Origin of the sequence: Streptomyces sp. NPDC049687 (assembly GCF_044465285.1) — a bacterium.
Classification (GTDB): Bacteria; Actinomycetota; Actinomycetes; order Streptomycetales; family Streptomycetaceae; genus Streptomyces.
The window spans coordinates 722,637-749,484 of record NZ_JBITLN010000002.1; the positions used below are offsets into that span (position 1 = coordinate 722,637).

Annotated in this window: 20 protein-coding genes; 4 read left to right on the forward strand and 16 right to left on the reverse strand. The window is 72.5% G+C overall.

Translation table 11 applies throughout. From position 1 onward, the window contains the following. The first annotated feature begins 87 nt into the window (after window positions 1-87). Window positions 88-1,242 carry a DMT family transporter gene (locus ACIBVL_RS08385; RefSeq protein WP_399093852.1) on the forward strand — a complete coding sequence of 385 codons (1,155 nt, stop codon included), beginning with the start codon at window positions 88-90 and terminating at the stop codon, window positions 1,240-1,242. On the opposite strand, the gene ACIBVL_RS08390 is transcribed toward ACIBVL_RS08385, so the two are convergent. After that, entirely contained in the window at window positions 1,232-2,395 is a 1,164-nt protein-coding gene (locus ACIBVL_RS08390; protein WP_399093855.1) for a transglycosylase family protein, read from the reverse strand. The genes ACIBVL_RS08385 and ACIBVL_RS08390 overlap by 11 nt on opposite strands. A gap of 163 nt (window positions 2,396-2,558) precedes the next feature. Here ACIBVL_RS08390 and gndA point away from each other — a divergent pair, with 163 nt between their 5' ends. Next, window positions 2,559-3,998 carry an NADP-dependent phosphogluconate dehydrogenase gene (gndA, locus tag ACIBVL_RS08395; protein WP_399093858.1) on the forward strand — a complete coding sequence of 480 codons (1,440 nt, stop codon included), beginning with the start codon at window positions 2,559-2,561 and terminating at the stop codon, window positions 3,996-3,998. A 452-nt stretch (window positions 3,999-4,450) separates the two neighbouring features. On the opposite strand, the gene ACIBVL_RS08400 is transcribed toward gndA, so the two are convergent. From ACIBVL_RS08400 to ACIBVL_RS08425, 6 genes are all read right to left on the reverse strand, one after another. Then, window positions 4,451-4,798: a GNAT family N-acetyltransferase gene (locus ACIBVL_RS08400; RefSeq protein ID WP_399093861.1), complete on the reverse strand. Its 348-nt coding sequence runs from the start codon at window positions 4,796-4,798 to the stop codon at window positions 4,451-4,453. 37 nt (window positions 4,799-4,835) lie between these two features. Continuing rightward, a complete protein-coding gene (gene panD / locus ACIBVL_RS08405) occupies window positions 4,836-5,255 on the reverse strand; it encodes an aspartate 1-decarboxylase (protein ID WP_399093864.1) in 420 nt (139 codons plus the stop codon). Between the two features lie 301 nt (window positions 5,256-5,556). Further along, window positions 5,557-6,855, reverse strand: a complete 1,299-nt coding sequence (locus ACIBVL_RS08410) for a TIGR02679 family protein (RefSeq protein ID WP_399093867.1) — start codon at window positions 6,853-6,855, stop codon at window positions 5,557-5,559. Further along, the gene (locus tag ACIBVL_RS08415) at window positions 6,852-11,063 is read right to left on the reverse strand and encodes a TIGR02680 family protein (protein WP_399093870.1); all 4,212 of its coding nucleotides are present in this window, start codon (window positions 11,061-11,063) and stop codon (window positions 6,852-6,854) included. Before ACIBVL_RS08415 ends, ACIBVL_RS08410 begins: the two co-directional genes overlap by 4 nt. Continuing rightward, window positions 11,060-12,397, reverse strand: coding sequence for a TIGR02678 family protein (locus tag ACIBVL_RS08420; RefSeq protein WP_399093873.1), 1,338 nt, complete (start codon window positions 12,395-12,397; stop codon window positions 11,060-11,062). Before ACIBVL_RS08420 ends, ACIBVL_RS08415 begins: the two co-directional genes overlap by 4 nt. Continuing rightward, a complete protein-coding gene (locus ACIBVL_RS08425) occupies window positions 12,397-14,001 on the reverse strand; it encodes a TIGR02677 family protein (RefSeq protein ID WP_399093876.1) in 1,605 nt (534 codons plus the stop codon). Before ACIBVL_RS08425 ends, ACIBVL_RS08420 begins: the two co-directional genes overlap by 1 nt. A gap of 259 nt (window positions 14,002-14,260) precedes the next feature. On the opposite strand from ACIBVL_RS08425, the gene ACIBVL_RS08430 reads away from it, so the two are divergent. After that, window positions 14,261-15,481, forward strand: coding sequence for a metallophosphoesterase (locus tag ACIBVL_RS08430; protein ID WP_399093879.1), 1,221 nt, complete (start codon window positions 14,261-14,263; stop codon window positions 15,479-15,481). 100 nt (window positions 15,482-15,581) lie between these two features. Here ACIBVL_RS08430 and ACIBVL_RS08435 read toward each other — a convergent pair whose 3' ends face one another. The 6 genes from ACIBVL_RS08435 to ACIBVL_RS08460 form a co-directional block, all read right to left on the reverse strand. After that, a complete protein-coding gene (locus ACIBVL_RS08435; protein ID WP_399093882.1) occupies window positions 15,582-16,748 on the reverse strand; it encodes an NAD(P)/FAD-dependent oxidoreductase in 1,167 nt (388 codons plus the stop codon). 36 nt (window positions 16,749-16,784) lie between these two features. Further along, a complete protein-coding gene (locus tag ACIBVL_RS08440) occupies window positions 16,785-17,498 on the reverse strand; it encodes a GntR family transcriptional regulator (RefSeq protein ID WP_399093885.1) in 714 nt (237 codons plus the stop codon). A 566-nt stretch (window positions 17,499-18,064) separates the two neighbouring features. Beyond that, window positions 18,065-18,940: a universal stress protein gene (locus ACIBVL_RS08445; protein ID WP_399093888.1), complete on the reverse strand. Its 876-nt coding sequence runs from the start codon at window positions 18,938-18,940 to the stop codon at window positions 18,065-18,067. A 179-nt stretch (window positions 18,941-19,119) separates the two neighbouring features. Then, window positions 19,120-20,838 (reverse strand): GAF domain-containing protein, encoded by a 1,719-nt coding sequence (locus tag ACIBVL_RS08450; RefSeq protein WP_399093891.1) that lies wholly within the window; start codon window positions 20,836-20,838, stop codon window positions 19,120-19,122. A 129-nt stretch (window positions 20,839-20,967) separates the two neighbouring features. Then, window positions 20,968-21,642: a helix-turn-helix domain-containing protein gene (locus tag ACIBVL_RS08455; RefSeq protein ID WP_399093894.1), complete on the reverse strand. Its 675-nt coding sequence runs from the start codon at window positions 21,640-21,642 to the stop codon at window positions 20,968-20,970. 19 nt (window positions 21,643-21,661) lie between these two features. Further along, window positions 21,662-22,732 (reverse strand): zinc-dependent alcohol dehydrogenase family protein, encoded by a 1,071-nt coding sequence (locus ACIBVL_RS08460; RefSeq protein ID WP_399093898.1) that lies wholly within the window; start codon window positions 22,730-22,732, stop codon window positions 21,662-21,664. 225 nt (window positions 22,733-22,957) lie between these two features. Between ACIBVL_RS08460 and ppk2 the strand changes: the two genes are divergently transcribed. Then, window positions 22,958-23,761 (forward strand): polyphosphate kinase 2, encoded by an 804-nt coding sequence (gene ppk2 / locus ACIBVL_RS08465; RefSeq protein WP_399093901.1) that lies wholly within the window; start codon window positions 22,958-22,960, stop codon window positions 23,759-23,761. A gap of 17 nt (window positions 23,762-23,778) precedes the next feature. On the opposite strand, the gene ACIBVL_RS08470 is transcribed toward ppk2, so the two are convergent. From ACIBVL_RS08470 to ACIBVL_RS08480, 3 genes are read right to left on the reverse strand one after another with little or no spacing between them, the layout of a single operon-like run. Then, window positions 23,779-24,660: a universal stress protein gene (locus ACIBVL_RS08470; protein ID WP_399093904.1), complete on the reverse strand. Its 882-nt coding sequence runs from the start codon at window positions 24,658-24,660 to the stop codon at window positions 23,779-23,781. Continuing rightward, the gene (gene adhP, locus ACIBVL_RS08475) at window positions 24,657-25,679 is read right to left on the reverse strand and encodes an alcohol dehydrogenase AdhP (protein ID WP_399093907.1); all 1,023 of its coding nucleotides are present in this window, start codon (window positions 25,677-25,679) and stop codon (window positions 24,657-24,659) included. Before adhP ends, ACIBVL_RS08470 begins: the two co-directional genes overlap by 4 nt. A gap of 50 nt (window positions 25,680-25,729) precedes the next feature. After that, a complete protein-coding gene (locus tag ACIBVL_RS08480; RefSeq protein ID WP_399093910.1) occupies window positions 25,730-26,635 on the reverse strand; it encodes a universal stress protein in 906 nt (301 codons plus the stop codon). Window positions 26,636-26,848 lie beyond the last annotated feature (213 nt).

Below are 26,848 nucleotides of genomic sequence, written 5' to 3' on the forward strand. Positions count from 1 at the left end.
AGATCGACAAGGCATCGTGTTGGTTATGGAAGCCGACCGTTCGCCGCGCCGGGCCCCGAGCCCCGGCCTCACGCAGAGGAGCAGCTCATGAGCGCCCTCGCGTTGTCCGTGGTCCTGTCACTGGTCTCCGCCGTCGCGTACGCGTCCGGGGCGATCGTGCAGGAGCAGGTCGCGGTGTCCTCGCCCGGCGAGGAGTACGCGCCGCTGCGCCGCCCCGGCTGGTGGGCGGCGGTCGCGCTGAACGGCCTCGGCGGGCTTCTGCACGTGGTGGCGCTCGCCTACGGCCCCCTCAGCCTGGTCCAGCCGCTGGGCGCGCTGACCATCGTGTTCGCGCTCCCCATGGCCGCGCTGTTCGTCGGCCGCAGGGCCGGGGCGACTGCCTGGCGGGGCGCCATCATGGCAACGGTGGGTCTGGCCGGTCTGCTGTCCCTGGTCGGCGCCTCCGAGGCGCAGTCGCTAAGCACCCCGCAGCGGGTGAGCGTGGCCGTGGTCACCGCCGGTGCGGTGGTGGCCCTGATGGTCGCCGGGCGTGCCGCGCACCGGCACCCGGCGGTGCGCAGCACGCTGCTGGCGACCGCCTCCGGTATCGCCTTCGGCATGTCGTCGGTGTTCACCAAGACCGTCGCGGTCGACTGGACCGGCGGCGTCTCGGCGGCCGACATACCCTCCCTCGCCGTGATCGGCGTGCTGGCCACGGCCGGCATGCTGCTGTCCCAGGCCTCGTACCGGGGCGCCGGCCTCGCGGCCCCGCTGGCCACGCTGACCGTGGTCAACCCGGTGGTGGCGGCCGCGGTCGGCATCACGATGTTCGGCGAGACCTTCCGCTACGGCACCACCGGCACCGCGCTCGCCCTGAGCTGCGGTGTGGTGGCGGCGGGCGGCCTGATCCTGCTGACCACAGAGCGTCTTCAAGGCGGATCCACTGTGGCCGGGGTTCCGGCCGCGCGGGCGGAAGCGGCGTTGACGGCCGCCGTCGACCTGTCGGAGGACGAGGCGGCTTCCAAGGCTTCCAAGACTTTGGACACTCACGAGGCTTCTGAGGCTCCGGAGGTCTCCGAGGAGAAGGTACTCGTGTCGGCCCAGGCAGCACTGGTACCGGCCCAGGCCGGGGAACCTCCCTACGGGGACGACCCGGCCGACCCCGCCGGCCGGCCGCCGGTCTTCTTCCACAGCCCGCTCTACAGCGCCACGTACGTCCCGGTGCCGACCGTCGACCGGCACCGGGTGCGGATCAAATCCTGACGCCGCCGGCCCGCAGATAGGCCAGCGGGTCGACATCCGTACCGAATCCGGGCCCCGTCCGCACCTCGAAGTGCAGATGCGGGCCCGTGCTGTTGCCGGTGGAGCCGGAACGCCCGATGCGCTGGCCGCCGCCCACCGACTGCCCGTCCCGGACCGAGATCGCGGAGAGGTGGGCGTACTGGGTGTACCGGCCGTCGGCGTGCCGGATGACCACCTGGTAGCCGAACGACCCGCCCCAGCCCGCGCTGACCACCGTGCCCGCCGCCACCGCCTTCACGGAGGTGCCGGTGGGGACCGGGAAGTCGACGCCGGTGTGGTAGCCCTTCGACCAGGAGGAGCCGGTCGCGTGGTACGGCGTCCCGGTGGCCGCGGCGACCGGGGCCACGAGGGAATGGCCGGTCTGCGCCTTGTCGTCGGCGTCGGAGTCCTTTTCGGTGCGGGGCCTCGCGGTGCTCGGGTGCGTCGTGGACGGCGACGTACCGGCCGGGGCGCGCAGTTTCAGCCGCTGCCCCGGCAGGATCAGGTCGGGATCGGCGCCGATGGTGGACCGGTTGGCGGAATACAGCCGCCGCCAACCGCCCTTGACGTCCTGGGTGTCGGCGATGCCGGAGAGGGTGTCGCCGTGGACGACGGTGTACATCTCGGCGGTGCCCGCCCGGGACTGGGGCGTCGACTGCGGCTGTACGTCCTTCAGTGACGTCTTCGCGGACTTCGTCGACGTGCCGCTGGACGTTGCGCCCGACGTACCGCTCGGATGGATGTCCGGGGTGTCGCCGCCCCTCGTCAGTCCCGCCCGTACCGAGCAGACCGGCCAGGCGCCGGGACCCTGTCCCTCCAGCACCTTCTCCGCGACGGCGATCTGCTGGTCCCTGGTGGCCAGGTCCGCGCGCTGCGCGTACCGCTTGCCGCCGTAGGCCTCCCAGGTCGACTGGGTGAACTGCAGTCCGCCGTAGTAGCCGTTGCCGGTGTTGATGTGCCAGTTGTTGGTGGACTCGCACGCGGCGACCTTGTTCCAGGTGTCCACGTCGGCCGCCTGGGCGACGCCGGCGCCTATGAGCGGTATCGCCATGCCGGCGCCGCCCGCGGTGACCGTGAGTGAGGCCCGGTTGATCCTGTTCGGCTGGTACCGGCGGTGCCGGCCGCGTACGGCCATGGAGATCCCCCTCGACATGCGTCAGGAGCGGCAAAAGTAAGGGTTGATAACTGGCCGTGACAAGGCGGCAATCAGCCGCTCTGGCTCCCCCACGAACGACGCGAAACCCGTCAGGATGGCCCCAGGACGAAACTGTCGGGCACCACCCCTAGGAGCCAGCCCAATGAGCACTACAGCGCAGATCGGCGTGACGGGACTCGCGGTCATGGGCCGCAACCTCGCCCGCAACTTCGCGCGCAACGGTTACACCGTGGCGCTGCACAACCGCACGGCGGCCCGTACGCACGCGCTGGTCGAGGAGTTCGGGCACGAGGGCACGTTCGTGCCGGCGGAGACCGCCAAGGACTTCGTGGCGGCGCTGGAACGGCCCCGCCGCCTGGTGATCATGGTGAAGGCCGGTGAGCCGACCGACGCCGTGATCCAGGAGTTCGCCCCGCTCCTCGAACCGGGCGACATGATCATCGACGGCGGCAACGCGCACTTCGCCGACACCCGGCGCCGCGAGCGCGAACTGCGAGAGCAGGGCCTCCACTTCGTCGGCACCGGCATCTCCGGCGGCGAGGAGGGCGCGCTGCACGGGCCGAGCATCATGCCGGGCGGCTCGACGGAGTCGTACGGCTCACTCGGCCCGATGCTGGAGAAGATCTCCGCGAAGGCGGCGGACGGGGCGCCCTGCGTGACGCACGTCGGTCCGGACGGCGCAGGGCACTTCGTGAAGATGGTCCACAACGGCATCGAGTACGCCGACATGCAGCTGATCGGCGAGGCGTACCAGTTGCTGCGCGATGTCGCCGGGTACGAGCCGGCGCAGATCGCGGAGATCTTCCGGACCTGGAACACGGGCCGGCTGGACTCCTACCTGATCGAGATCACGGCGGAGGTCCTGTCCCACGTGGACGAGGCGACCGGGAAGCCGTTCGTGGACGTGGTCGTGGACGAGGCGGAACAGAAGGGCACGGGCCGCTGGACGGTGCAGATCGCCCTCGACCTGGGCGTGCCGGTGTCGGGCATCGCGGAGGCGGTGTTCGCCCGCTCGCTCTCCGGCCACGCGGCGCTGCGGAAGGCCTCGCGGGGGCTGGCCGGGCCGAAGGCGGCCGCGCTGGACGAGGCGGAGGCGGCGGCGTTCGCCGACCGGGTGGAGCAGGCCCTGTACGCCTCGAAGATCGTGTCGTACACCCAGGGCTTCCACGAGATCGCCGCGGGCAGCGAGGAGTACGGCTGGGACATCGACCTCGGTGCCGTCTCCGCGATCTGGCGCGGCGGCTGCATCATCCGGGCGGCGTTCCTCGACCGGATCCGTGCGGCGTACGACGCGCGGGCGGATCTGCCGAGCCTGCTGTCGGACGAGACGTTCGCCTCCGAGATCGCCGCCGCGCAGGACGACTGGCGTGAGGTGCTGGTCGCGGCGACCCGGCAGGGGGTGCCGACGCCGGGGTTCGCGGCGGCGCTGGCGTATTACGACGCGCTGCGTGCGGAGCGGTTGCCCGCGGCGCTCACGCAGGGGCAGCGGGACTTCTTCGGGGCGCACACGTACCGGCGGGTCGACCGGGAGGGTTCGTTCCACACGCTGTGGGGCGGGGACCGGTCCGAAGTGGGTGCGTAGCACCTGCTGAGGGGGCGGTTCCCCGGCCGGGCGAGTGCGGGCCGGTCGCGCCCACGCGGCGAAGCCGCACATCGACAGCGCCACGTCCCCTCGGGCGGGAGCCGGTGGGCGGTGTTCTCGAGGACGCCGCCCACCGGCCCTACGTCAGGGGTGGGCCCGGTTCCGGGTTCGGGACCGGCTCCGGGCCCGGCGGGATCGGGTCCGGGGAAGGCTCCGGAGGGGGTCCCGGGGCCGGAGGCGGCTGCGGGAGCGGCTCGGGGCCGGGGGGTGGTTCGGGGGGCGGTACCGGGCTGGGGAAGGGATCCGGGGGGCCTGGGGGCGGGGTGGGCGGGACGGGGTCGGGACGCGGGGTGGTCATGGTGTCCTCCGGCCAGTCGTGTCGCTTGGCTCTGGACTACTCCCCGCCTACCCGGCGCCGCCCCGGACACTCACCCGCGTGGGCCCGGCGGCGGTCAGAACCGGTCGGGGTGGGCGCGCAGCCAGTCCTTGGCTGCGGACAGCAGTTCCGGATCGGCCGCCGGGGCCTCCTCGGGGTGGCGGGCGGCCCACTTCACGACGTACGGGCAGAGCGGAGCGACCGGGATCCCCTCGCGCGCGGCCATCGTGTACAGCTCGCGCGCCAGGGAGCCCGCGATGCCCTTGCCCTCGTGGGCGGGCTCGACGATGGTGTGCACCGGGACGAGGGCCGGGGCGGGCGACTCCAGGACGAAGTACTGGATGTGGCCGACGACCTCGCCGCCGTCACCGACGGCTTCGAGGCAGCCCGCCTGCCGGTCGTCGCGGATCTCGATGTCGCTCATGGACACTCCCGGTGCGATGGTGCGATGGGTGCTGGGGTCACACCGACACCGCGTGCGGGCTGCGCCGCTGCTCGGAGTCCGGTACCGGCTCCGAGGCGTCGGCCCCCAGGGCCACGATCCGGTTGTCGCGGTCCACGTGCACGACCCGCGGCGTCAGCGCCCGCGCCTCGGCGTCGGTGACCTGAGCGTAACTGATGATGATCACCAGGTCTCCGGGATGGACGAGGTGGGCGGCGGCACCGTTGATCCCGACCACACCCGTGCCGCGCTCGCCCTCGATGACGTACGTCTCCAGCCGCGCGCCGTTGGTGATGTCGACGATGTGCACGAGTTCGCCGGGCAGCAGGTCGGCGGCGTCGAGGAGGTCCGCGTCGATGGTCACCGATCCCACGTAGTGCAGGTCGGCCTGGGTGACGGTGGCTCGGTGGATCTTGGACTTGAACATGGTACGAAACATGAAGAGACTCCCGATTCGTCTGCTCCCTGCCTGCCTGTGCAGGTCAAGGGCGTTGTCCGGAGATTACATCGAGTCGCATGTTCGGTCTGCTGCCCTCGGGTGTTTCAGGGCTCACACCGACCCGTTGCTTGAGTTTCCACACGAATCATCAGGTTGCGGGCCTCCATGTGCGGGACCGAAGGACCCAGGGTACGTAGGCGCGCCTGCCGTCGGGGCGCTGACCGCGAGCGAACCAAGGCGGAGCGCCCGGTGTGACCGCCTCCGGCCCGGTCGGCGCCAAGCCGCCGTGCGCATCGGGCCATCACCCGAGGTCCTCCAGCAGCAGATCCAGCGCCGCCTCCTCGTGCAGGGCGAAGCCCAGGGCGTTCATGGCGGGGGCCAGTTCCGTGTCCCACACGGCCTCGGCCGGTGGTCCGGCGAGGGCGATCTGCGGTGTGCCGCGCACCTGCGCGCGGGTCGCGAGGTACTCGTAGTCGGCCGCTCGCATACGCCACGGCTCGGCTCCGTACCGACGCATGATCCGGTTGGCCAGCGTGATGCCGGGCCAGTCGAAGTCCCCGTGGTAGGCGAAGGTGCAACCGGACGCCGCCAACGCGTCCAGGAGGGTGAGAACGACCGTCGTGGCGCTCCCCGACGTGCAGACCAGGGGTGCCGTACGGCCGGTGTCGGCCGCGGCCTCGACCACGCGTGGGTTCTCGCAGACGTGGACGTGGGTGCCAGGCGGCATCTGCGGCCTCAGTGTGCGCAGCTCGCGCAGGGTCACATGGGTTTCCATGTGGTGGTCGGCTCGCTCGCGCAGGGCCGCCTCCCGCCACGTGCCGCCGGTGGGGCGCAGGCCGTACGTGAGCACCGTGCTGGACACCTCGTCCGGGGTGACCGAGGCCGTGCGCCACAGGGCCCGGCGCGCGGGCGCGTCTGCGGGGAACTCGGCACCGTGCGCCAGCGCGATGCCGCGGAGGACGAGCCGGGACAGCAGCGTGCCGTCGTCCAGGCCGTGGGCGGAGCCGGTGGCGCGGGTGGCCAGTTCACCGCGGCCCCAGGTGGCCGGGGTGGAGCGTGGGGCCGTGCCGGGGAAGAGCGTCGCCAGGATCTGGACGGCCTGGGTGATGACGGTGGCCGCGGTCTTCGGATCCTGACGGGCGAGTGTGCCGCCGCGTCGTATCTCCTCCAGCCACTGTGCTGCCCAGGGCTGGGCGGACAGCGAGGTGGCTTCCACCTCCGTCTGAGCCGATGACCACAGGCGGGCTCGTTCCGCCGCCGCCGCGTCGCGGGCCGCTCGGCGGTTGGTCAGGGACGGTCCCAGTTCCTCCAGTGTCGAGGCCAGGCCCCGTCCGACCGCGCTGGTGCGCAGGCGGGTGTCCAGTTCCGGCAGGCGGATCGTGGTGGTGGGGCCGGTGACCGGTCGAGCCAGGAGGAGGGACAGTGCCTCACGCTCCTGTGCGTCCAGGTGCTCGAGTCTGATGGTTCCGGCCGGTTGGAGGCCGTTGCGTTCGAGCCGGGTCCGTGCCGCCGTCCAGAGGCGGGTGAGGCCCGGCCGGGTGAGAAACGCGAGGGCCTCGGGGGCCGGAGGACGTTCGTCGGCTCCTTCACGTCCTGTCATACCGACATCAGCCTCCGCTGCCGCCCGTTCCACGTGTAGTGGAGCGTGGCCACGCCCCGCGCATGCGGGTCCCGCAGGCACTCGTAGATGTGGAGGGACGGCACGTCGGGCCAGTTGCCGATCAGGCGTTCGCTGGTGAGGACGAAGTCGAGGTCGAGGTCGACCAGGATGCGGCCGAGGCGGGCGTGCGTGGGTTCGTCCACCTTGGCGAACGCGTCGTCGAGGAGGATCAGGCGTGGTGTGTGCGGGGCGGTGTCGGCGAGGCCGGTGAAGTGCGCTGCCGCCGCGGCGAAGAGGACCAGGTAGGAGAGGACCCGCTGTTCGCCTTGGCTCAGGCCCGTGCGGCCGGTGAGTTTACGGCGGCTGCCCGGTGCCGCGTCGTTGACCACCCAGGGGGTGAAGGCGAACCAGCCGCGGTAGTCAAGGGCGGTGCGCAGGTGGGCCGCATAGCCGGCGGCCGGGTCGGCACGGCGGGCGTCCTCGATACGGCGCTGGAGGACGTCGCGGAGTTGCTCGGACTGTTCACGGGTGCGCAGCCCGGAGGGGCTGCGCAGGAGGTCGACGGCCGCCTTGACGTCGGCTTCGACACCGTCCGCCAGCTTCCAGTCGAGGGTGACGCCCAGGCCGTGTGAGGTACGAACCGTGGCGAGGGTGCCGTTGAGGGCGGCGACCAGGGCGCCCGCGGCCAGCACCTGCGAGGACAGGTGGTCACCCAGCTCTCCCGTCAGGAAGCGCTGGAAGACCTCGCGTTCGCGCTCCGTCAGACGGTCACGTGCCTCGGCGGCCTCGGCCGCGATGCGCTCGCCGACCACGGCGATGTCGTGCGGGCCGTGGTCGTCGACGAGCCGGCACAGCTTGATGCCGTCGTGTTCCTCGAGCGTCGCGTCGTAGCCGCCGGAGAGCTGGTCGCGCAGGTCGGTGTGGCGGTTGAGGAGGGTGGTGTCCGAGATGTCGTGGCGTTCCGCGTCCAGGCCGCGACGCACGGCGTCTCCCAGCAGGCGCAGCGCTGCGATGCGTTCCCGGACCTCGTGGTGGACGGGGTCCGGGGACTTCAGGGCCCCGTCGTCCGCCTCGGGGTCGAGACCCGCTCCTCTCAGCACTCCCGGCAGCGAGAGGGCCATACGCAGTCTCCTGCCGCAGGCCAGCACCTCGGCTTCCTGGCCGGCGAGTGTCTCGCGCCGCGCCCTCTCGTCCTCTTCCGCCCGTACGCGCAGGTCGTGTACCTGGGCCAGATCCCTTCGCGTGTGCGGGAGTTGGCGTCTCACGGCCTCCAGACGGCGCGTCGCCGCGGCCTCCCGGGCGAGGATCTCCTGCTCCGTGGCTCCGAGGGCCTCTTCCAGGGCCTGGACGGTTCGGCGGGCTGTCTCCAGGCGGCCGAGCGGCTCGGCGTAGTCCGACTCGGCCTCGCGGCGGGCGGACTCGGCGCGCTCGTAGTCCGTCCGGCCGCCCCGGTGGTCGTCGGCCGCGGACAGGACCGAGCGCACGCGCCGACGGAGCCGCTGCGTACCCTGCCCGAGGCGGTCGAGGGCCAGACGGACCCTTTCCAGGGCGGCCGGGTCCGCGGGGAGATCCTGGGCACTGGCCGTCGCCTCGGTCTCGCGCCGGGCGGCGACCGCGCGGGCACGTGCCTGCTCCGCTTCGCGGGCGGCCGCGGACGCCTGCGAGGCGAGGGATTCCGCGGTGCGCTCGGCCTCGGCCGCACGGGCCCACGCATCCGTCAGCCCACGTGCCGAGGGCGGCCGGCGCAGGGTGTCGCCGATCCGGTCGCGGTGCTCGGTGAGGATCCGCAGGGCATGCCGGCGTTGCGTCAACTCGCCTTCCAGCGCGGCCAGTCCGCGGTCGAGTTCCGCCAGCGCCCGGCGGCGGGTCTCCGCCCGCACCTCCGCGCCGACGTACTCGGCGGCCTCCTTGGTGTGGCGGCCGTGGGCGATGCCGAGCCTCCAGGAGCCGTCGGTACCGATCACGGTGGGCGGCCCCGCCTCTGCCGCCTCGTCCACTGGCCCGGCATCGCTGATGCGGACCCCGGCCCCGGCCAGAGCCACTGCCCCGAGCACGCGCTCGATCTGCTCCGCCGTCACTCCGCTGTCGGGGGCGGCGACCGCCCGCAGCACCCGAGCGAGGGTCAGCCCGGCCACGGGTGCCCCCGGAACCAGGAGGGTGTCATGGGTGGTCGGGTCGAGGACCGCGCCGTCTGCACGCACCCAGGCGTCGAGGAGGCCGCTCGCTTCCAGCGCGGCCTCCAGGCCTGCCCGCGCGTGCGGCTCCAGGTCGTGGGCGAAGTCCACCAGCCGGTACAGGGGCGCTCCAGTGCCGGACGCGCGGGGGGCCGTGCGGTGGGGCGGGGGCGGAGGCTCGGGGTCAGTGCGGCGTTCCCATTCCTCGCGCCGGCGCCGGAGGCGGTCCCGTTCTGCCTCCAGTTCACGGACGGCCAGGGCGGCGGCGTCGCGCTCCGCGCCCAGTTCCGCCAACCACGGGTCTACGGCCGACCGGGCTGCTTCGGCCACCTCGTCCGGGGTCCGCGCGGGCAGCGGACCGTCGGCCGGGTCCTGCGCGACAAGGGCGTGCACGGCGTCCAGGGACACCCCGGTGGAGGTCCCCAGCCGCTCGCTCCAGTCTCTGGCCTCGATGGCGTACGCCTCCGACTCACGCGCGGTTTCCTGTCGGCGACCGTCGGCCCGGTCCCGCGCATGATCCGCCTGTTCCTCCAGACGTTCACGGGCGGCGTCGGCCTCGTCCGCCTGTCTCTGAGCCTCACTCGACCGCTCGATGAGAGCGCCCAGTTCCGTGACGAACCTGACGCGGTTCCTGATCAGCGGCTGGGCGGCATCGAGTCGGGTGTCCCAGTCCTGCAGCGCGGTCGTGCAGGTCTCGGTGTCGACCGCCAGCACCTCGCTGTGTCGTACCAGGTGGAAGTCGCCTTCGGGTGCGGTCAGTTCGGCTGTGGTGGCGGGCGTGACCGGTGTGACGGGCGTCGCCACGGGCTCCCCCAGGTGCACGGGGTCGATGCCGGACCGCTCGGCTTCGCGGACCAACTCGCCGTGTGTGGTGCCCAGTTCGACCAGCTCTTCACCGAGTCGTCGGGCTTCGGCGGTGAGCCGCCGCCCCGCCTCCTCCTGGTTGGCGTGCGCCTGGCGGACGGCCTTGAAGGCGGTGGCGGCCGCGCTGTGCAGGGCGGTGACCGTGGTGCGTTTCTCCCCGAGCTCCTGCAGGCTGCGGTATCCGGCCCCGGCGCGCAGGGCGGCCAGGTCCGTCTCAGCGGCACTCGACTCGCTCTTCAGGGTTTCGACGCGAGCGTCGAGTTCCTGCTCGCGCTCGCGGAGCCCCTCCGCCCTGCGCGCCGCGTCACCCGCGGACCTGCGGTGTTCCATCAGTTGCTCCAGCTCGCCGGTCACCTGGTCCGTGCGGCGGCGCAGGGCGCCGTGCAGGTAGCCGCGGTAGTTGGTGAGGAAGGTGCGCAGCGCCTGGTCGGTGCGTTCGAGGCGTCCGAGGTAGGCCCTCACGGAGTCCAGGTCGTCCAGACTGCGGGCCACCTTCTCCACGACCTCGTCGTCGAGGGCGGGCAGGGTTTCGGCGAGGACCGAGACCAGTCCGCCGGAGTCGATGCGGTCGCCGATCGTGGGACGGCGCAGACGGTGCAGCAGGTGGAGCAGGTTGCGGTAGCGCGCCGGGTCGGTGAGGCCGAACAGTTCGCGGGCGACCGTGGCCCGGTGTTCGACGGCGCGGTCGGTGACGTTCTCCGAGCCGACGAGCGACTTGAGCTGGTCGATCGGAAGGGGGCGGCCGGCGGGGGCAGGATCGAGGTCCTCACCGATTCGCAGTCGAGTGGTGAAGAAGAACGGCTTCGCCGTCTTGGTCGACTGGGACGCGCGGATGGCCGCGCCGACGGTCAGATGGTGGTCGTGCCCGTGCTCGTCCGTCCGCACGAACTCCAGCCACAGATAGCCCAGCCGGTTGGTCTGCTCGAAACCGTCGAGCATCAGCCAGGCCAGCGTGGTGCGTCCGGTTCCCGTGGCGTCCAGCGCGCGGGCGTCGCCGTCGAGGAGGTAGGGCAGCAGCATCTCCAGGGCCTTGGACTTGCCGGCGCCGTTCTTGCCGCGCAGCAGCAGGCGGCCCTCGCCGAAGGCGAACTCCTGCTCGTCGTATTGCCAGACGTTCCGGATGCCCGCGCGGTGCAGTCGGTAGCGGTGCGGGGTCGGCGGGCGGTTCATCGGGGCGACTCCTCGGTGACGTCGTCCGCCGGGGACCGGTCGGTACGGGGCTTGACCGCCACCGTGGTGGCGTACCGGGCGGCTGCGGCAAGCAGAATCCAGCCTCCGTCCGGACGGTCCTGGCCCCGCGCCTGAGAGACATCGGTGACGGAGCGCCCGTCGGCCACCGTCTGCTCGTATCCCTCGGGGAGGCCGTGACCGTCCGCGCGCACGGGCCCGGCGGGAGCCATCAGACGCATTCGGACGAGGAGGTCGAGTACGGCAGCGAGGAATCCGTCCCGGTCCTCCAGGTGACCGCGCTGCCAGTTGGCGCGTCTGCCGTACTCCTCGATCAGTTCGTCGAGCAGGTCGGGGAGCAGCCCGTCCGGGACGGGTACGCCGATGACCAGCCGTCCGCCGATCGCCGGGTGGCCCGGGTCTTCGGGACGCAGTCGGGCGACCAGCCGCTCGACGAGGAGCAGCGCGGCTTGAGCCACCGTGCCCGTGCCCGGCAGGTGCAGGTCGGTGAGTTCGTCCTCGGTGTCGACCAGGGCGATGCCCTCGGCCCGAATCTCGGCCTCCAGGCCGAGCAGTTCGGAGAACGCCTGCGCCTCGCGTCGCTGCCGGGTGCGCAGCCATTCGCGCTCGGCGTCCGTGAGGTCGTCGAGGTGGACGACGGGGGTTTCGACGAGACGTCTGCGAACGTACGTACGCGGCCCGCCGAAACCGGGGTCGGCGGCGCGGCGCACGAGGTCCGCGCCGTCGCGGCTCTGGGCGAGCGGGCCGGCGACGACGGCTCGCGCGATCTCGCGGTCCACGGTCAGCAACGCCTCACCGGCCCGCTCCTCGGCGACGGCCCCGACATGCCCCTCGGTCTCGACCAGAACGCCCCAGTCGACGAGTTGCCGCAGGGCGGCCGCGAGGGTCCGCCGCTCGGCCTGTCGACCGGTGTCGGTGACCTCGATGCCGGCGTCGACGGCCGCGGCCCGCAGGTCGGCGACGAGTTGGGAGAGCAAGAGCTGTTCCGGTGCGGTGACGAGGACCGACAGTGCGAGGGTGAGGTAGGCGTAGGTGCGTGGGCTGAACGGCGTTCCGGTCGACGGTCGTTCCAGACGGTGACCCGAGCCCGGGCCGAGGCCCGCCTTGAACAGCCGGGCGTAGGAGGCCTCCACCAGCAGGCGGTATCCGAACACCTGCTGGAAGCGCTGGGCCAGCCAGTCCGCGTGGCGCCGGATCAGCGGAAAGGTGTCGCTGTGCGGTCCGGCGCTGGTGACCAGAGGGTGGGCCAACAGGAGCCGGGCGGCGGTGCGGCGCTCGGCCGCGAGGGCGACGTCGTGCGCGGAGGGCAGGGGCATCAGGCGCTCGCCTCCCCCATCGCCGGTGCGGATGTGCTCCCGGCGGCAAGGCTCTCGACGGCCAGCGTGAGATCGTCCGCCGTCAGGTCGCCGTCCACCGACCGCAGGACGGTGGACCGGCCGGGGGTGCGCCACGCGGTCAGCCGGATGCCGAGGTCCATGTCGTCCGCCTGCGCGCCGTCGAGGAGGAAGTCGCGGGCGTCCTCGCTCAGCCGGGCGTTGCCGAGGGCGGTCGTCAGGAGCTCCAGGAGCAGCCGCATGGCCGGGCCGCCGAGGCGCACCTGATCGAACCTGCCCGATGCGCTGCGCAGTTCGTCGGCGGCCACCTGCCGGGCCTCGGCCTGCTGCCGCGCCTGCTCCATCAAGTGGCGCTTCTGCTCGGAGTGGTCCTCGGCGGCCGCGGCCCGTCCGCGCGGAGCCCTGCTGCCGCGCTCGCGCAGCGCCACCGGCACCTCCACCACGGGTCCTGTCCACCAGCTCACATACGCCGGCACGGACCGGTCGGGGTCCGGTGCCACCCCCAGGTGACGCGCGCCGTAGAGCCCGAAGGCGGCGACCGCCAGGTCGTGGGCCTCTTCCGGCTCCGCCGCGTCGAACCAGGCCGCGAGCCGCAGCAGGTCCTTGCGACGGGACATCTCACCGGACGCCGAACGCAGCATCCGCTTGGCGTTGGCGAGCAGCGACTGCAGAGCCCGCAGGGTGGCGTCCCGGAGCTGATCCACCTGGCTGGAGTGGCCTCCGGTGTCGGTGAACCATTCTCGCAGCCCCTCCCAGTCCGCGATGTCCCGTCCGCGGCTGCGCTGCACCCGCGTCTCGGGCAGCCCGTCGGCGAGTGCTCCCATGCCCGCCGCGTGTGCGTCGATCCGGGCGAGCAGGCCGGGCAGGTGAGGCCGGACGGCGTCCAGGTGAGCCGCGATGCGCGGGGCCCGGAAGGAGATGTCCTCGGTGATGGCCTCCACGTAGTCGAGCAGCAGTTCCTTGAACCCCTGGTACTCGGCCGAGTCGAGGTCGTAGCGTGCCAGCACCTGGCCCAGGTAGGCGTAGAAGTCCCGGACGGACTCGGCGAATTCGGCGAACTGCACGAAGAGCGTGCTGATCCGCTCCAGCGCCTGTTGCGGATCGGCACCACCCGGCGCCGCGGCCATGGCGGCGATCTCCCGCAGTCCGCGGTCGACGAGGACCAGCAGTTCACTGCTCACCTCGCGGGCCGCGTCCGCCCCGGCCAGTACCTCGTCCACGCCCCGCTGCACGCGCTCCCCCAGCTTCGACAGCTGGTAGCGGGACCGTGAGCGCTGGTACTCGCTGATGCTGGTCGCTTTGACGGTGTGCGTGCTGCGCAGCAGATTGCCCCAGCGCACGAGCTCTTCGAGCCTGCGGGTGAGCGTTTCCGCGTCCAGCGCCGCACCCGGGACGTCCTTCTCGGCCAGCTTGGCGAGGAGGTCCGGTACGGACAGGTCGGCGAGCAGCGTGCCGCAGAACACCCGCATCACCGCGACGTACTCCAGGCGCTCGGGCGCGCTGAGGTACGCGTACGCATTCAGCCGCTGCCAGGCCTCGGCGTCGGATTCCTCCGTGTGCGGGAGTTTCCGCTCGTTCCCCTCCATGCCGTCGAGGGTACGGACCGCCACTGACACCCCGGAGGAGTGTTGCGGAAAACCGGCCGTTCACGTATCGAAGCTGCTGCACCGCCACGTGGGCCGAGCCCGCATGAACAGCGCGCCCGCGGACGGCGCCCCGATGGCGGCTCATGCCGAGGGAGGTGTCCGCGGTGGAGCCTGGCCGTCCCGCAGGGAACCCTTCGCGCCGGCCCGAGGGCGACCGGATACAGTGCGCGAGAGGGCAGTGTGGTCAGGGAGGGGAAGCGTGACCGACACCAGCGACACCCGACCCGTCGACAGCGAGGCGCAGGCGCCGCGGCGGAGCCGACTGCTCCGCCTGATGCGCTACATCCCCATGATCGCCCCCGTCCTGTTGTGGGCGGTGCCTTGCTGGGTGCTCCTGTACACCGGCCAGCACTGGCCGCTGCCCGTCACGCCGGCCGGCACCCTCCTGTTCGTCCTCGGCCTCATATGCATGCCGCTCGCGATGGTGCGCGGCCACGGCCGGCGCCAGCAGGACCGGGCGGCGATCATCGGTGACACCCTGCTGGGCAGCAGCTGGGTCCTGTTCACCTGGTCCGTTCTGCTCGGCGTCTTCCTGCGGCTCGCGCTGACGGTGGCCGGCGTCGGCGAGAGTGAGGACCGGGCCCGAATCGTCACGTGGGCCGTCCTCGGCGTCACCGCCGTACTGCTCGCCTGGGGGTACGCCGAGGCCCGCCGCGTGCCACGCGTGCGCCGACTCGAGGTGCGACTCCCCCGGCTGGGTGCCGGGCTGGACGGCACCCGCGTCGTCCTGATCACCGACACCCACTACGGCCCACTCGATCGCGCCCGCTGGTCGGCACGGGTGTGCGAGACGGTGAACACCCTGGAAGCCGACCTGGTCTGCCACACCGGCGACATCGCCGACGGCACGGCCGAACGCCGCCGCGCCCAGGCCGCCCCGCTCGCAACCGTGCGGGCCACCCGGGCCCGTGTCTACGTCACGGGCAACCACGAGTACTACAGCGAGGCCCAGGGCTGGGTCGACCTGATGGACGAGCTGGGCTGGGAGCCGCTGCGCAACCGCCATCTGCTGCTCGAACGCGGAGGCGACACCCTCGTGGTCGCCGGCGTGGACGACGTCACCGCCGAGTCCTCCGGCCTGGCGGGCCACCGCGCCCACCTCGCCGGAGCCCTGAACGGCGCCGACCCCGACCTGCCCGTCCTGCTCCTGGCACACCAGCCCAAGTTCGTCGACCGGGCGGCAGCCGCCGGCATCGACCTCCAGCTCTCCGGCCACACCCACGGCGGCCAGATCTGGCCCTTCCACCACCTGGTCCGCGTCGACCAGCCCGCCCTCGCCGGCCTCAGCCGGCACGGCCCCCGCACCCTCCTCTACACCAGCCGCGGCACCGGCTTCTGGGGCCCGCCGTTCCGCGTCTTCGCCCCCAGCGAGATCACCCTGCTCGTGCTCCGCTCCCCGCACCCGCCCGCCTCGCCGTAGCAGGGCGCGGACCGGCACATCCGCTTGGAGCTGTCCACCGGCCGAGGGCTCCGACGCCGGCGCGCGGGACCGCCGCCGGCCGTGATCGCGGGGTCAGGGGCTACTGGTCACCCAGACCGGTGGCACGTTGATCCACCTCGATGTCCGAGCGCCGGCCGCCGGCGAAGCGTGTGGGCCGGAAGGCCCGGAGCAGCTCCTGTTCCTGATCGGTGGTGATCTCGGTCGCGACCAGGCGTCCCAGGATCGGCGCCAAGGTGACCCCGCTGTGCGAGACGAGGCAGTAGACACGGGACCGCGCGGAGGCGTAGCCGGCGATGGTGTGGCCGTCTGCGGGCAGGGACCGGAAGCCGACGCGCAGGTCGATCTCCGGTGCCCGGTTCGGGTCGGTCAGCAGTGCGGAGAACCGCCGGGTGAGGGTGCTCGCGAGGGGCCCGTCCGCGGACGGGGGGTCGTCCGGATCGACGTCGGCGTTCAGATCGAGCGCCTGCAGGACGGTACGCCCGCCTGCCGCGGGGCGGAGGTTGAGGCCGGGGCTGTGGATCACACAGCGCAGGCCGAGTTCCGGGGATCTGGCGTACCCGAGCAGTCCGACGGTCGGCGCCCCGCGACCGGCGTCCGTCACCATGGGAACGTCGATCCCGGCCCGTGCGGCGAGCCGTTCCGTCCAGCGGCCTGCCGCCAGGACGACTCGATCGCCCCTGCGGACCTCGCCTCCGGCCAGGGTGACGGACACTCCATCGGGCCCCTCGTCGATGGCCACGACCTCGCCGATCGCGCACGTGGCTCCGTGCCGCTCGGCGTCCGCCAGTAAGTTGCCCACGTAGAGATCCGGCAGTACGTATCCCTCGCTGGGGAAGTGCGCGATGGACGTGATGGTCGCCGGGATCCGGAGGTCGCCCGCGATCCGGGTCGCTTCGTCGGGCGTGACCCAGTGAGCGGGGTAGCCGAGGGACTGCAGCCGTTCCACGTTGCCGGCGAGCCGCTGCTCGTTCGCGGCGTCCGCCCACTGCAGTGCCCCGCTGGGGAAGTACGCGGGCGCGCCGCGCAGTTGCCCGGCGAGCCTGCGGTGCTCCTCCATGCCCGCGAGGTTCAGCCGGTGGTAGTCCGGGTCGGGCTTCCGGCTGGAGTTGGTCCAGGCGAAGGTGGTGGCGCTCGTACCGGTGCCGGGTCCGCTGCGATCGAGCAGGAGAACCTCCTCGCCGGCGACGGCGAGCTGCCTCGCGGCGCTCACACCCAGCACACCCGCACCGATGATGATGACCTTCATTGTGTGCCTACTTCCTTTCCGGCAGCGACACGCTGCTCACATGGCAGGAACGGGAAGCTCCAGGAAGAACTCGGCGGTCCCCGGACGGACGAGGGTCGTGACCACCTCGACGGTGCTGCCGTCGTCGGCCCGCAACTCCCTGCGCCTCATCAGCGCGGGCGTTCCGATCTCGCTGTGCAGCAACGTGGCGTTCTGCTCATCGAGGGTCACCGGGTCGAGGTAGAGCCGGATCGCGTCGATCGGCACTCCCCTGCGCTGGAGATACGGGAGGGTGACGAGGTCTTCGAGGTTCTCGTCGAGCAGGTCGGGGGCGACTGCGAAGAGGACGACGTGCCGCTCGACGGACTGCGGCTCCTCGCGTACGTCCAGCTTGCGGCGGACCAGTTCCACCACCGCCGTGTCGGCCGAGGCGCCGGGGAGCGTCAGGACGGCGTCGGCGGCCCTGACGATCCGCGCGGAGACGACTTCGTGTCTGCCCGGTACGCCCTTCGCGGCCGCCGCGGGGGTGACGAAGTTGAGCAGATTGATCTGCCGCGTCACGTCCGCGACGAACGTTCCATGGCGCCGTCGGCGGATCGCCAGTCCCGCCTCCGCCAGGTCGTTGAGGACCCGTTGGGCCGTGGCGCGGCTGACGCCGTACTGGGTGGAGAGGTCCTTCTCGGTCGGCAGCCGCGCGCCGGGGGGCAGGCCCCCGGCCCGGATCTTCGCTTCGAGCTCTCGCCTGATCTGTACGTACAGCGGCACGGTCATGTTGAGACCGTACATTCGGTCTATTGACCGGTGACAGCGATCCGACCAGCCAGGTCGTCGGCCTCCGCGCCTCATGGGCGGGGCGCCGCCCCGGTTGCCGCCCCGGTTGCCGGGCCGGTTCACGGGTGAGCCGGGGGCCGGCCCACGAGGGCGCGGGCTCCCGCGGAGCGTTCCGCGACGCCGCTGACAGGCGCTGGTCCCCTCCTGCGCCGAACCGACGGTGGAGGTCTTTTCAGCCGTTGGCCGAGCGCCCGTGGGCTCGGTCACTGCCTGATTCGTCATGCCGGTCTCCCGCCTGACTGCACGGCGAGAAGCGCCGGCCCTTAGACCGTACAATCACCCAATTGACCGGTCAATAGCCTTCCGTCAAGGATCTCGGCTCGGCGTCGGTGTCCGGGTGGCGTCTGCGCCGGGCGGCGTCGGTGTCGGGGCAGCGTCTGCGTCGGCGTCTGCGTCGGCGTCGGCGGCTGGTGATCGCTCAGGCGCTGGGCCACCTCCGAAGTCACCCGACCTGTCCGGTGGCTGCGGCCGGGAGTGCTTCCGGAGCCACCCTGGTGGCCCCGGCGTCACACCGCCTGCGGTACGACCGCCACCGGGCAGGCCGCGTGGTGGAGGAGGGTGTGGCTCACCCTGCCGAGCTGGAGGCCGAGGTGGCCGTGCCTGCGGCGGGCCCCGACGACCACCAGGTCGGCGGCGGCCGAGCGGTGGACGAGGACGCCGTGGGCCGGCCCCTCGACGGTGACCCTTCGCACCCGGACCGCCGGATGGTCGGTCACGGCGTCCCGCAGCAGGTCGTCGAGCAGGGCCGAGGCCCGCTCCTCGTGCCGGCGCGCCGGGGCGTCCGCGAGCGCGGGATCGCCGGCGCTCTCGTGTGCCGGGCAGCGCCAGGCGCGTACGACGTCGAGCGTGCAGCCGCGTGCCTCGGCCTCCCGCAGGGCGAAGCGCACGGCGTCGGCACCGCTCACGGGTTCGCCCGCGCCCAGCAGGATCCGCTCGTGGGAGCCGGCCAGGCCTGCCTTGTCGCCCCGGACCACGATCACCGGGCAGTGCGCGCGGGCCGCCACGGCCAGGCCGACCGAGCCGAGGAGCAGGCCCTTCAACTCACCGCGGCCGCGCGATCCGACCACCAGGGCGAAGGCGTGGCTCGCCTCGCGCAGGAGGGTGTCCACCGCGTCCTCGGGGACGATGTCGGTGGCGACCTTCACCTCGGAGTTCCGCTTTTCGGCACGCTCGGCCGCGGAGGCGACGAGGTTCTCCGCGAGCACCCGCTCGGTCGGACGGGTGAGGCGGCCGGACGGTACGACGTGCTCATAGCGCTCCCAGAGGGAGGCGTGCACCAGGCGCAGCGGGAGACCGTGCCGGGCGGCCTCGTCCACCGCCCAGTCGACCGCCAGCAGGCTCGCATCGGATCCGTCGATGCCGACGACCAGGGGAAGTGTCATGGTCCCCACCGCCTTCCGTACACCACAGGGGTCCCACTCCACGGTCGCACCCTTCGGGCAGCCGTACGAGGGGCCGGTCGGCCCCTCGGCGGGGACGTTCGGCCCGGACGCCGAGGCGGTACGGAAAGCGGAGGGCACCCGCGTGGCCGTCCTGCGCGGGTGCCCTGTTCCTGCGGCTCCTACGGCTTCTTCAAGGGCACGCGCCACATCAGAGCGGTGCCGCCCGCGTCGGGGGTCTGCAGTTCCAGTCCGCCGCCCAGTTGCTCGGCCCGCTCGGCCATGTTGCGCAGTCCGCTCCGGCGGCCGTCGGCCGGGATGCCCACCCCGTTGTCGGTGACCGACAGCCGTACCTGCCTCCCGTCCGTGGCCAGGAGCACGTCGGCCCGCTCCGCGTGGGCGTGGCGGGCGATGTTGGTCAGGGCCTCGGAGAGGACGGCCACCACGTGGTCGGCGATCTCCTTGGGCACGTCGGTGTCCAGCAGACCCTCCATGCGCACACTGGGGGCGAAGCCCAGGACCGGCGCGGCCTGCCCGACCACCCGTACGGCACGCGCCCGCAGCCCGGCCTCCCCGGCGCCCTCGCGGGTGCGCAGGCCGAAGATCGTCGAGCGGATGATCTTGATGGTCTCGTCCAGGTCGTCCACCGCGCGCACCACCCGCTCGGCGGCCTCCTCGTGCTCGATGAAGCGGCCCGCGCTCTGCAGTGTCATGCCGGTGGCGAACAGCCGCTGGATCGCCAGGTCGTGCAGGTCGCGTGCGATGCGGTCGCGGTCCTTGAGCACCGCGACCTCCTCGGCGTCGTGGCGGCGTTCCGCCAGCTCCATCGCGATGGCCGCCTGTGCCGCGAAGGCCTGCAGCGGCTCGGTCTCCGCCGCCGAGAACACCGGCTGACCCGACTTGCGCGCCAGCAGGACCACGCCGCGTGGACCCGCCTCGCCCGTGCCGATGGGCACGGCCACCGCGGGGCCGAGTCCGCCGAACCGCGGGGGCTCAGCGGAGACGCGGTCGTCATGGGCGACGTCCGCGCTGGTGACCGGGGCCGCACCGGAGAAGGCCAGCCCCATCAGGCTGCTGTCGAGGGGCAGCACGAGGCCCCGGTGGGCGTCGGCGTCCATTCCGACGGCGATCTCGACCGCGAGCGACCCGGTGTCCTCCATGGGCAGCCCGACGACCGCCAGCGCCGATCCGGTGATCTCGCCGGACCGCTCGGCAATCAGCGTGAGGACCTCGGCGCGCTCACCGCCGGACATCAGGCTGTGGGTGATCTCCGCGTTCGCCCGCAGCCAGCGCTCCCGCAGCCGGGACTCCTCGTACAGGCGGGCGTTGTCGATCGCCACGCCGGCCGCCACGGCCAGCGTCAGCGTGACCGAGACGTCCTCCTCGTCGAACTGGCCCCCGCCCCGCTTCTCGGTCAGATACAGGTTCCCGAAGATCTGCTCACGCACCCGGATCGGGACGCCGAGGAAGGTGTTCATCGGCGGATGGTGGGGCGGGAACCCGTACGAGGCGGGATGCTCGGAGAGCTTCGCCAGCCGCAGCGGCTCGGGATGACGGATCAGCTCGCCCAGGATGCCGTGGCCCTCCGGGAACGGGCCGATCCGGGCGATCTCCTCCTCGCTCACCCCCACCGTGTGGAAGGCCGACAGCCGCCTGCCGTCCGGGCCGATCACGCCGAGCGCCGCGTACTCCGCGTCGACCAGCACCGCGGCGGCCTCCACGATGCTGCGCAGGGCCTGCTCCAGATCCAGCTCCCGGCCGACCGAGAGCACCGCCTCCAGCAGGCTGTGCACGCGGTCGCGGGTCCCGCGTGCCGCGTCCAGTCGTGCCTGCAATTCCTCCAGCAGCTCGTCCAGCCGCAGTTGAGGCAGCCGTACCCGGGCCTCCTCGGGGCTTCCCACCTGCGCTCCTCCGGATCCACACGGACACCCACCGGTCCGATCATGTGCCACGGTAATCGTCGGCCGGAGGCCGCGGTAGCCGATCGGACCGAGTCCCTCGCGCGGAAAGCGTCTCCTCCCTCACCCTGTTCAGGCCACGATCCGGCGTCCTGTGACGGCATACGGCTCGATGCGCACCCATACGTCACGGCGGCCCCCGGTCCACGGGGTGCTGTAGGCCTGTTCCGCGAGCCGGCGTTCCTCGCCGATGTCCGTCACCGTGCGCGCGTGTCCGCGCACCAGGACGCTCCAGCCCTGGCTGAAGGTGTCGTCGATACGGTCGACCTCGAAGGCGACCGGGCAGCCGGACGCCAGGGACGGCGTCGCGCCGTGGGCGGTCCTGAAGACGATCGTGTCCTCGACGACGCTGTAGTTGACAGGGACGATCACCGGACCGAGCGCGGTGGACACCGCGAGCCTTCCGACACCGTGCGTCGACAGCAGGTGGGCGCACTCGGTCCTGTTCAGCTCGGTGAACTCGGGTGCGCGCGCCGCCTGTTCACGGCCGGGTGGCAGATCGGCGTCGCCTCCGGTGAGTGCGGAGACCGTGGTCCGCAGCGCTGCCGCCAGCGTGAGCAGGGTGCCCCGGCCGGGCGCGGCGTCAGGATGCTCCTCCAGGTGCGCCACATAGCTGGGGGCCATGCCCGCCCGGGCGGCCGTCTCCTCGCGGGTCAGCCCGAGTTGGAGGCGGCGTGCCGCGAGTCTGCGGCCCAGGTCGCCCGAGGGCGTGCCCTCCGTCACGTGTGCCCGTATCCGTCCGACCATGGCCCGTCACGTCCTCTCGTCAGGCCGCCCGGACGGCGACCTCGTCGTGCGGCTGCCCACCGAGCACCACCTTGAGGGCGCCGGTGCCGGCGGCCCGGGCGAAGACGTCGTACGCCTCCTCCATGTGCTCCAGCGGGAAGGTGTGGGTGACCAGCTGCGCGGTGGGCAGGCGGCCCGCGGCGGCCATGCGCAGCAGGGTGGGGGTGGAGTGGGTGTCCACCAGACCGGTGGTGATGGTCACGTTCTTGATCCACAGGTCCTCGAGGTGCAGTGTGGCGGGCTTGCCGTGGACGCCGACGTTGGCGACTCGGCCGCCGGGCCGCACCATGCGTGTGCACAGCTCGAAGCTCTCCGGCACGCCGACCGCCTCGATCACGACGTCCGCGCCGAGCCCGTCGGTGAGATCGGCGACCAACTGTTCCGGGTCCTCGTGGGCGTCGGCCACGGCATCGGCGCCGAGCCCCCTGGCCGCCTCCAGGCGGGACGCGGCCAGGTCCACGGCGACGATCCGCTCGGGCGTGAACAGGCGTGCCGTGGCGATCGCCGCGAGGCCGATGGGGCCGGCTCCGACGACGGCGACCGTGTCGCCGGGGCGGACGTGTCCGTTGACCACGCCCACCTCGTAGGCGGTCGGGAAGATGTCCGCCAGCAGGACGGCGTCGTTGCTCTCGACCGCGCCGGGCAGGGCGTGCACGGACATGTCGGCGTAGGGGACGCGGACGTACTCGGCCTGGGTGCCGTCGATCAGGTGGCCCAGGGTCCAGCCCCCGCCGCCCCGGCACTGGCCGTAGCTGCCCTCCCGGCAGTAGCGGCAGCGGCCGCACGCGCTGATGCAGGAGACCAGCACACGGTCGCCCGGCCGTACGGTCCGGACGTCGCTGCCGACCTCCACGATCTCGCCGACGGCCTCGTGGCCCAGGACCGTGCCCGGGCGCACCTCGGGCACGTCGCCCTTGAGGATGTGCAGGTCCGTGCCGCAGATGGTGACGGCGCCGACCCGTACGACGGCGTCCGTGGGCTCTTTGACGTCAGGGTCCGGGACCTCCTCCCAGGCCGAGTGCCCGGGACCGTGGAAGACGAAGCCTTTCATGACGCTCCTCACCGTCCTCTGTTCGACTGCCTGGATTGTCCCGTACATACAGCTTGGACGGTAATCACCCGATCCGCTTGGGCCGTCCGGCCCCCTCGCCCGCCGACGGTCCGGGGTGCGCGGTTCGGTGCCGGTCAGTACGGTGGCGTTCTGGTGTTCGACCATCGACGTGCGGGAGACTCCGGAACGTCAGGGACGTCGAGGTCATCGGGCGGTGGTGGCGGCATGGCCGGCAAGGACGCGGCGAAGGTGCCGCGCAAGACCTATGAGAACGAACTGCTGCGTCTGCAGACGGAGCTGGTCAAGCTGCAGGAGTGGGTGCGCGCCGAAGGCGCCCGGCTGGTCGTGGTCTTCGAGGGCCGGGACGCGGCGGGCAAGGGCGGGACGATCAAGCGGGTCGCCGAGCACCTCAACCCGCGTGTGGCACGGATCGCGGCGCTGCCCAAGCCGACCGAGCGCGAGCGCACCCAGTGGTACTTCCAGCGCTATGTCGAGCATCTGCCGGCGGCCGGGGAGATCACGCTCTTCGACCGGTCCTGGTACAACCGGGCCGGGGTCGAGCACGTGATGGGTTTCTGCACCAAGGAGGAGCACCAGCTCTTCCTGCGGCAGTGCCCGATCTTCGAGCGGATGCTGATCGAGGACGGCATCCTGCTGCGCAAGTACTGGTTCTCGGTGAGCGACACCGAGCAGCAGGATCGTTTCCGGCGCCGGCTGGAGGATCCGCTGCGGCGCTGGAAGCTGTCGCCGATGGACCTGGAGTCCCTCAAGCGCTGGGAGGCCTACTCGCGGGCCAAGGACGAGATGATGGTGCACACCGACATCAGCGAGGCGCCCTGGTTCGTGGTGGAGAGCGACGACAAACGCCGGGCTCGACTGAACATGATCGCCCATCTGCTGGACTCACTGCCCTACCACGAGGTGCCACCACCGGTGCTGGAGCTGCCCGAGCGGCCGGAGTCGACCGGCTACGAACGCCCGCCACGCGATCTGCAGACCTACGTCCCCGACCACGCGGCGAGCCTCTGAGCAGCCGGCCGTCCTTCTCACCCCCGCTCGGGCACGATCGCGACGGCGCAGGCGGAGTGGTGCAGGACGGCGTGGGCGACACGCCCCAGCTGGAGTCCGAGGTGCCCGGTGTCGCGCCGGGCGCCGACCACCAGCAGGTCGGCCTCGTGGGAGGCGTCCAGCAGGACCCGGCGGGCGGGGCCCTCCACCGCGCGCCGGCGCAGGTCCACGTCCGCGGGCGCGTCCTTCAACGCGTCGTCCAGGGCCTCGATGGCGTGCTGCTCGTGCAGCCGGGCGGGTTCGCCGGCCAGCAGCGGGTGGTCGGTGGTCTCGTGCGCGGGACACCGCCAGGCCCGTACGGCGTCCAGGGTCGCGTGCCGCAGCCTCGCCTCCTGTGCGGCGAAGCTCAGGGCGGCGGAGTCCGGGCCGGACTCGCCGACGCCGACGACGACACGGCCCCGCGCGACCGCCCGGACCTGGTTGTCGTGGCTGCCGCGCAGCACGATCACCGGACAGTCGGCGTGGGCGGCGACGGTGAGGCTGACCGAGCCGAGCAGCATCTCGGCGAAGCCGCCGCGCCCGCGGGTGCCGAGCACCAGGAGGGCGGCACCGCGTCCCTCACGGACGAGGGCGTACTCCGGCTCCTCCGGCAGCACGTCGGTGGAGATCTTCAGGTCGGCCTGGCGCCGGCGGGCCCGCCGCTCGGCGGTCCGCACGATGTCCTCGGCCGTGACCTGCTCGGACGGCCTGTCCGGGGCCGCGGCGGGAGAGACGCCCTCGTAGCGTTCCCAGAGGGAGGCGTACACCACCCGCAGCGGCGCCCCGCGCAGAGCGGCCTCGTCGGCCGCCCAGTCCACGGCCCGCAGGCTCGGCTCGGAGCCGTCCACGCCGACGACGACCGGGAGCTCCACCGTGCTCACCCCTCCGCCCCGAAGTCGAAGACGATCCGGGCCTTGACCTCGCCGCGCAGCACCTCGTCGATGGAGTCGTTGACGGAGGCGAGCGGGCGGGCCTCGTGGATGACCTTCGTGCGGCCGGCGGCGTGCAGCTGGAAGACCTCGGCGAGGTCCTGCCGGGTGCCGACGATCGAGCCGATCACCGAGGTGCCCTTGAGGACGGTGTCGAAGATGGGCACACGCACCGTGCCGTGCGCCGGCAGGGCGACCATGACCAGCTTGCCGCCGCGCCGCAGACCGGAGTTGACGGCCTCGAAGGCCGCGTCGTTCACCGCGAGCGCGATGGCCGCGTGGGCACCGCCGTGCTGCCTGAGCACTTCGCCGACGTCGTCCTTGCGGGCGTCGATCAGGATGTCCGCGCCGAGTTCCGCGGCCAGTTCGAGCTTCTCGTCGGTGACGTCGATCGCGGCGACCGTGGCGCCGGCGATCTTCGCGTACTGCACGGCGAGGTGGCCGAGACCGCCGATGCCGGAGATCGCGACGAGCTGGGTGGGCCTGACGTCGGCGACCTTGAGCGCCTTGTACGTGGTCACGCCCGCGCAGGTCAGCGGGGCGGCGTCCAGGGCGGTGATCCCGTCGGGAACGGGCTGGGCGAAGTCGGCCCAGGCCAGCATCTTCTCGGCGTAGCCGCCGTCGCAGCCGTAGCCGGTGTTGATCTGCTGCTCGCACAGCGTCTCCCAGCCGGACAGGCAGTGCTCACACCGCCCGCACGCCTTGCCGAGCCAGGGCACGGCCACCCGCTGCCCGACGGCCAGGTGGGTGACTCCCTCGCCCAGCTTCTCGACCAGTCCGACGCCCTCGTGCCCGGGGACGAACGGGGGGTTCGGCTTCACGGGCCAGTCGCCGTGCGCGGCGTGGATGTCGGTGTGGCACAGCCCGGAGGCCTCCACACGGATACGGACCTGGCCGGGGCCGGGCTCCGGGTCGGGGCGCTCCTCGATGACCAGGGGCTCGCCGAACGCTCGTACAACCGCTGCCTTCATGGGTCTCTTCTCCTCAGGGGGTGGGTCGTCGGGGGGTGGGTCATCGGGGGTCAGGCGTGGGGGACGACGGCGACGGGGGCGGTGGCGTGGTGCAGGACGGCGTGCGTGACATGGCCGATGTGGGCGCCGAACGGGCTGCGGCGGATCCGCCGGCCCACCACGACGAGGGAGGCGTTCCGCGAGGCGTCCACGACATGGACGGCCGCGCTGCCGTAGCGGGACTCCTCCGCCACCTCCACGTCGGGGAACTTCGTCCGCCAGGGACGCAGCACCTCGGCCACCGCCTCGGCGGCGCTCAGTGCCAGCGCCTCGTGCAGCGCGGGGTTGGCGGGCGTGCCGTACGCGTAGTAGGGCGGCGGGTTCCAGCCGTACACGACCCGCAGGGACGTGGCGCGGCGCAGGGCGGCGTCGAAGGCGAACCCGATCAGCGTCTCGTCCGGGTGCTCGACGTCGAGCCCGAGAACCACGGGCCGGAACGGCGTCGCGGCGGACGGCACGCCGGCGGGGTCCGGCTCGTGCTCGTCGGCGGCCACTTCCAGCGCGCGCACCAGCACCACCGGGCGCTCGGCGTGCGCCACGGCGGACAGGCCGACCGAGCCGACCATGAACCCGCCGATCCCGCTGAGACCGCGCGAGCCCAGGACGAGCAGTTCGGCGCTCTTCGCCGCCTCCGCGAGGACGTCACCCGGGTGTCCGGCGGTCTGCTCGCGGATCACCTCGACGCCGGGATGGCGCAGGCCGATGCCCTCGGCGGCCTCCCGCGGGATCCGCTCGGACCAGTGCTGCTGGGTCTCGGCTCCCAGGAGCGGGGCCTGGGCCATGGGCTCCGGTACCGGCTCCCAGATGTGGAGGAGCTTCAGCGGCAGGTCGCGCAGGCCGGCTTCCCGAGCCGCCCATTCCGCGGCGGCGCGGCTCTCGGGCGACCCGTCGAGGCCTACGGTGATGGTGCGGAGCATGATCTCTACCTCCTGAAGCGGGGATCTGATTCCAGAGTCGTGTTCGGGGGCTTGCTCGGGCAGGGGCCACTGGTCCCCGATCGGGACCGAACGACCCCCCGCGCCCGCAGGGTGCCGCCGGCGGCCACCCGGGGGTCGGTGCGTTGCCCGACGTCGCTCACTGTCGTCGCGGACGCCGGGCGGCACCGGATGCCGAAGGTCTGCGGCCACGGG

Bases quoted from the DNA above. Each gene is read 5' to 3' on its own strand.
- ACIBVL_RS08385 (WP_399093852.1), top strand. From the start codon at position 88: ATGAGCGCCCTCGCGTTGTCCGTGGTCCTGTCACTGGTCTCCGCCGTC.
- ACIBVL_RS08390 (WP_399093855.1), bottom strand. From the start codon at position 2,395: ATGGCCGTACGCGGCCGGCACCGCCGGTACCAGCCGAACAGGATCAAC.
- gndA (WP_399093858.1), top strand. From the start codon at position 2,559: ATGAGCACTACAGCGCAGATCGGCGTGACGGGACTCGCGGTCATGGGC.
- ACIBVL_RS08400 (WP_399093861.1), bottom strand. From the start codon at position 4,798: ATGAGCGACATCGAGATCCGCGACGACCGGCAGGCGGGCTGCCTCGAA.
- panD (WP_399093864.1), bottom strand. From the start codon at position 5,255: ATGTTTCGTACCATGTTCAAGTCCAAGATCCACCGAGCCACCGTCACC.
- ACIBVL_RS08410 (WP_399093867.1), bottom strand. From the start codon at position 6,855: ATGACAGGACGTGAAGGAGCCGACGAACGTCCTCCGGCCCCCGAGGCC.
- ACIBVL_RS08415 (WP_399093870.1), bottom strand. From the start codon at position 11,063: ATGAACCGCCCGCCGACCCCGCACCGCTACCGACTGCACCGCGCGGGC.
- ACIBVL_RS08420 (WP_399093873.1), bottom strand. From the start codon at position 12,397: ATGCCCCTGCCCTCCGCGCACGACGTCGCCCTCGCGGCCGAGCGCCGC.
- ACIBVL_RS08425 (WP_399093876.1), bottom strand. From the start codon at position 14,001: ATGGAGGGGAACGAGCGGAAACTCCCGCACACGGAGGAATCCGACGCC.
- ACIBVL_RS08435 (WP_399093882.1), bottom strand. From the start codon at position 16,748: ATGAAGGTCATCATCATCGGTGCGGGTGTGCTGGGTGTGAGCGCCGCG.
- ACIBVL_RS08440 (WP_399093885.1), bottom strand. From the start codon at position 17,498: ATGACCGTGCCGCTGTACGTACAGATCAGGCGAGAGCTCGAAGCGAAG.
- ACIBVL_RS08445 (WP_399093888.1), bottom strand. From the start codon at position 18,940: ATGACACTTCCCCTGGTCGTCGGCATCGACGGATCCGATGCGAGCCTG.
- ACIBVL_RS08455 (WP_399093894.1), bottom strand. From the start codon at position 21,642: ATGGTCGGACGGATACGGGCACACGTGACGGAGGGCACGCCCTCGGGC.
- ACIBVL_RS08460 (WP_399093898.1), bottom strand. From the start codon at position 22,732: ATGAAAGGCTTCGTCTTCCACGGTCCCGGGCACTCGGCCTGGGAGGAG.
- ppk2 (WP_399093901.1), top strand. From the start codon at position 22,958: ATGGCCGGCAAGGACGCGGCGAAGGTGCCGCGCAAGACCTATGAGAAC.
- adhP (WP_399093907.1), bottom strand. From the start codon at position 25,679: ATGAAGGCAGCGGTTGTACGAGCGTTCGGCGAGCCCCTGGTCATCGAG.
- ACIBVL_RS08480 (WP_399093910.1), bottom strand. From the start codon at position 26,635: ATGCTCCGCACCATCACCGTAGGCCTCGACGGGTCGCCCGAGAGCCGC.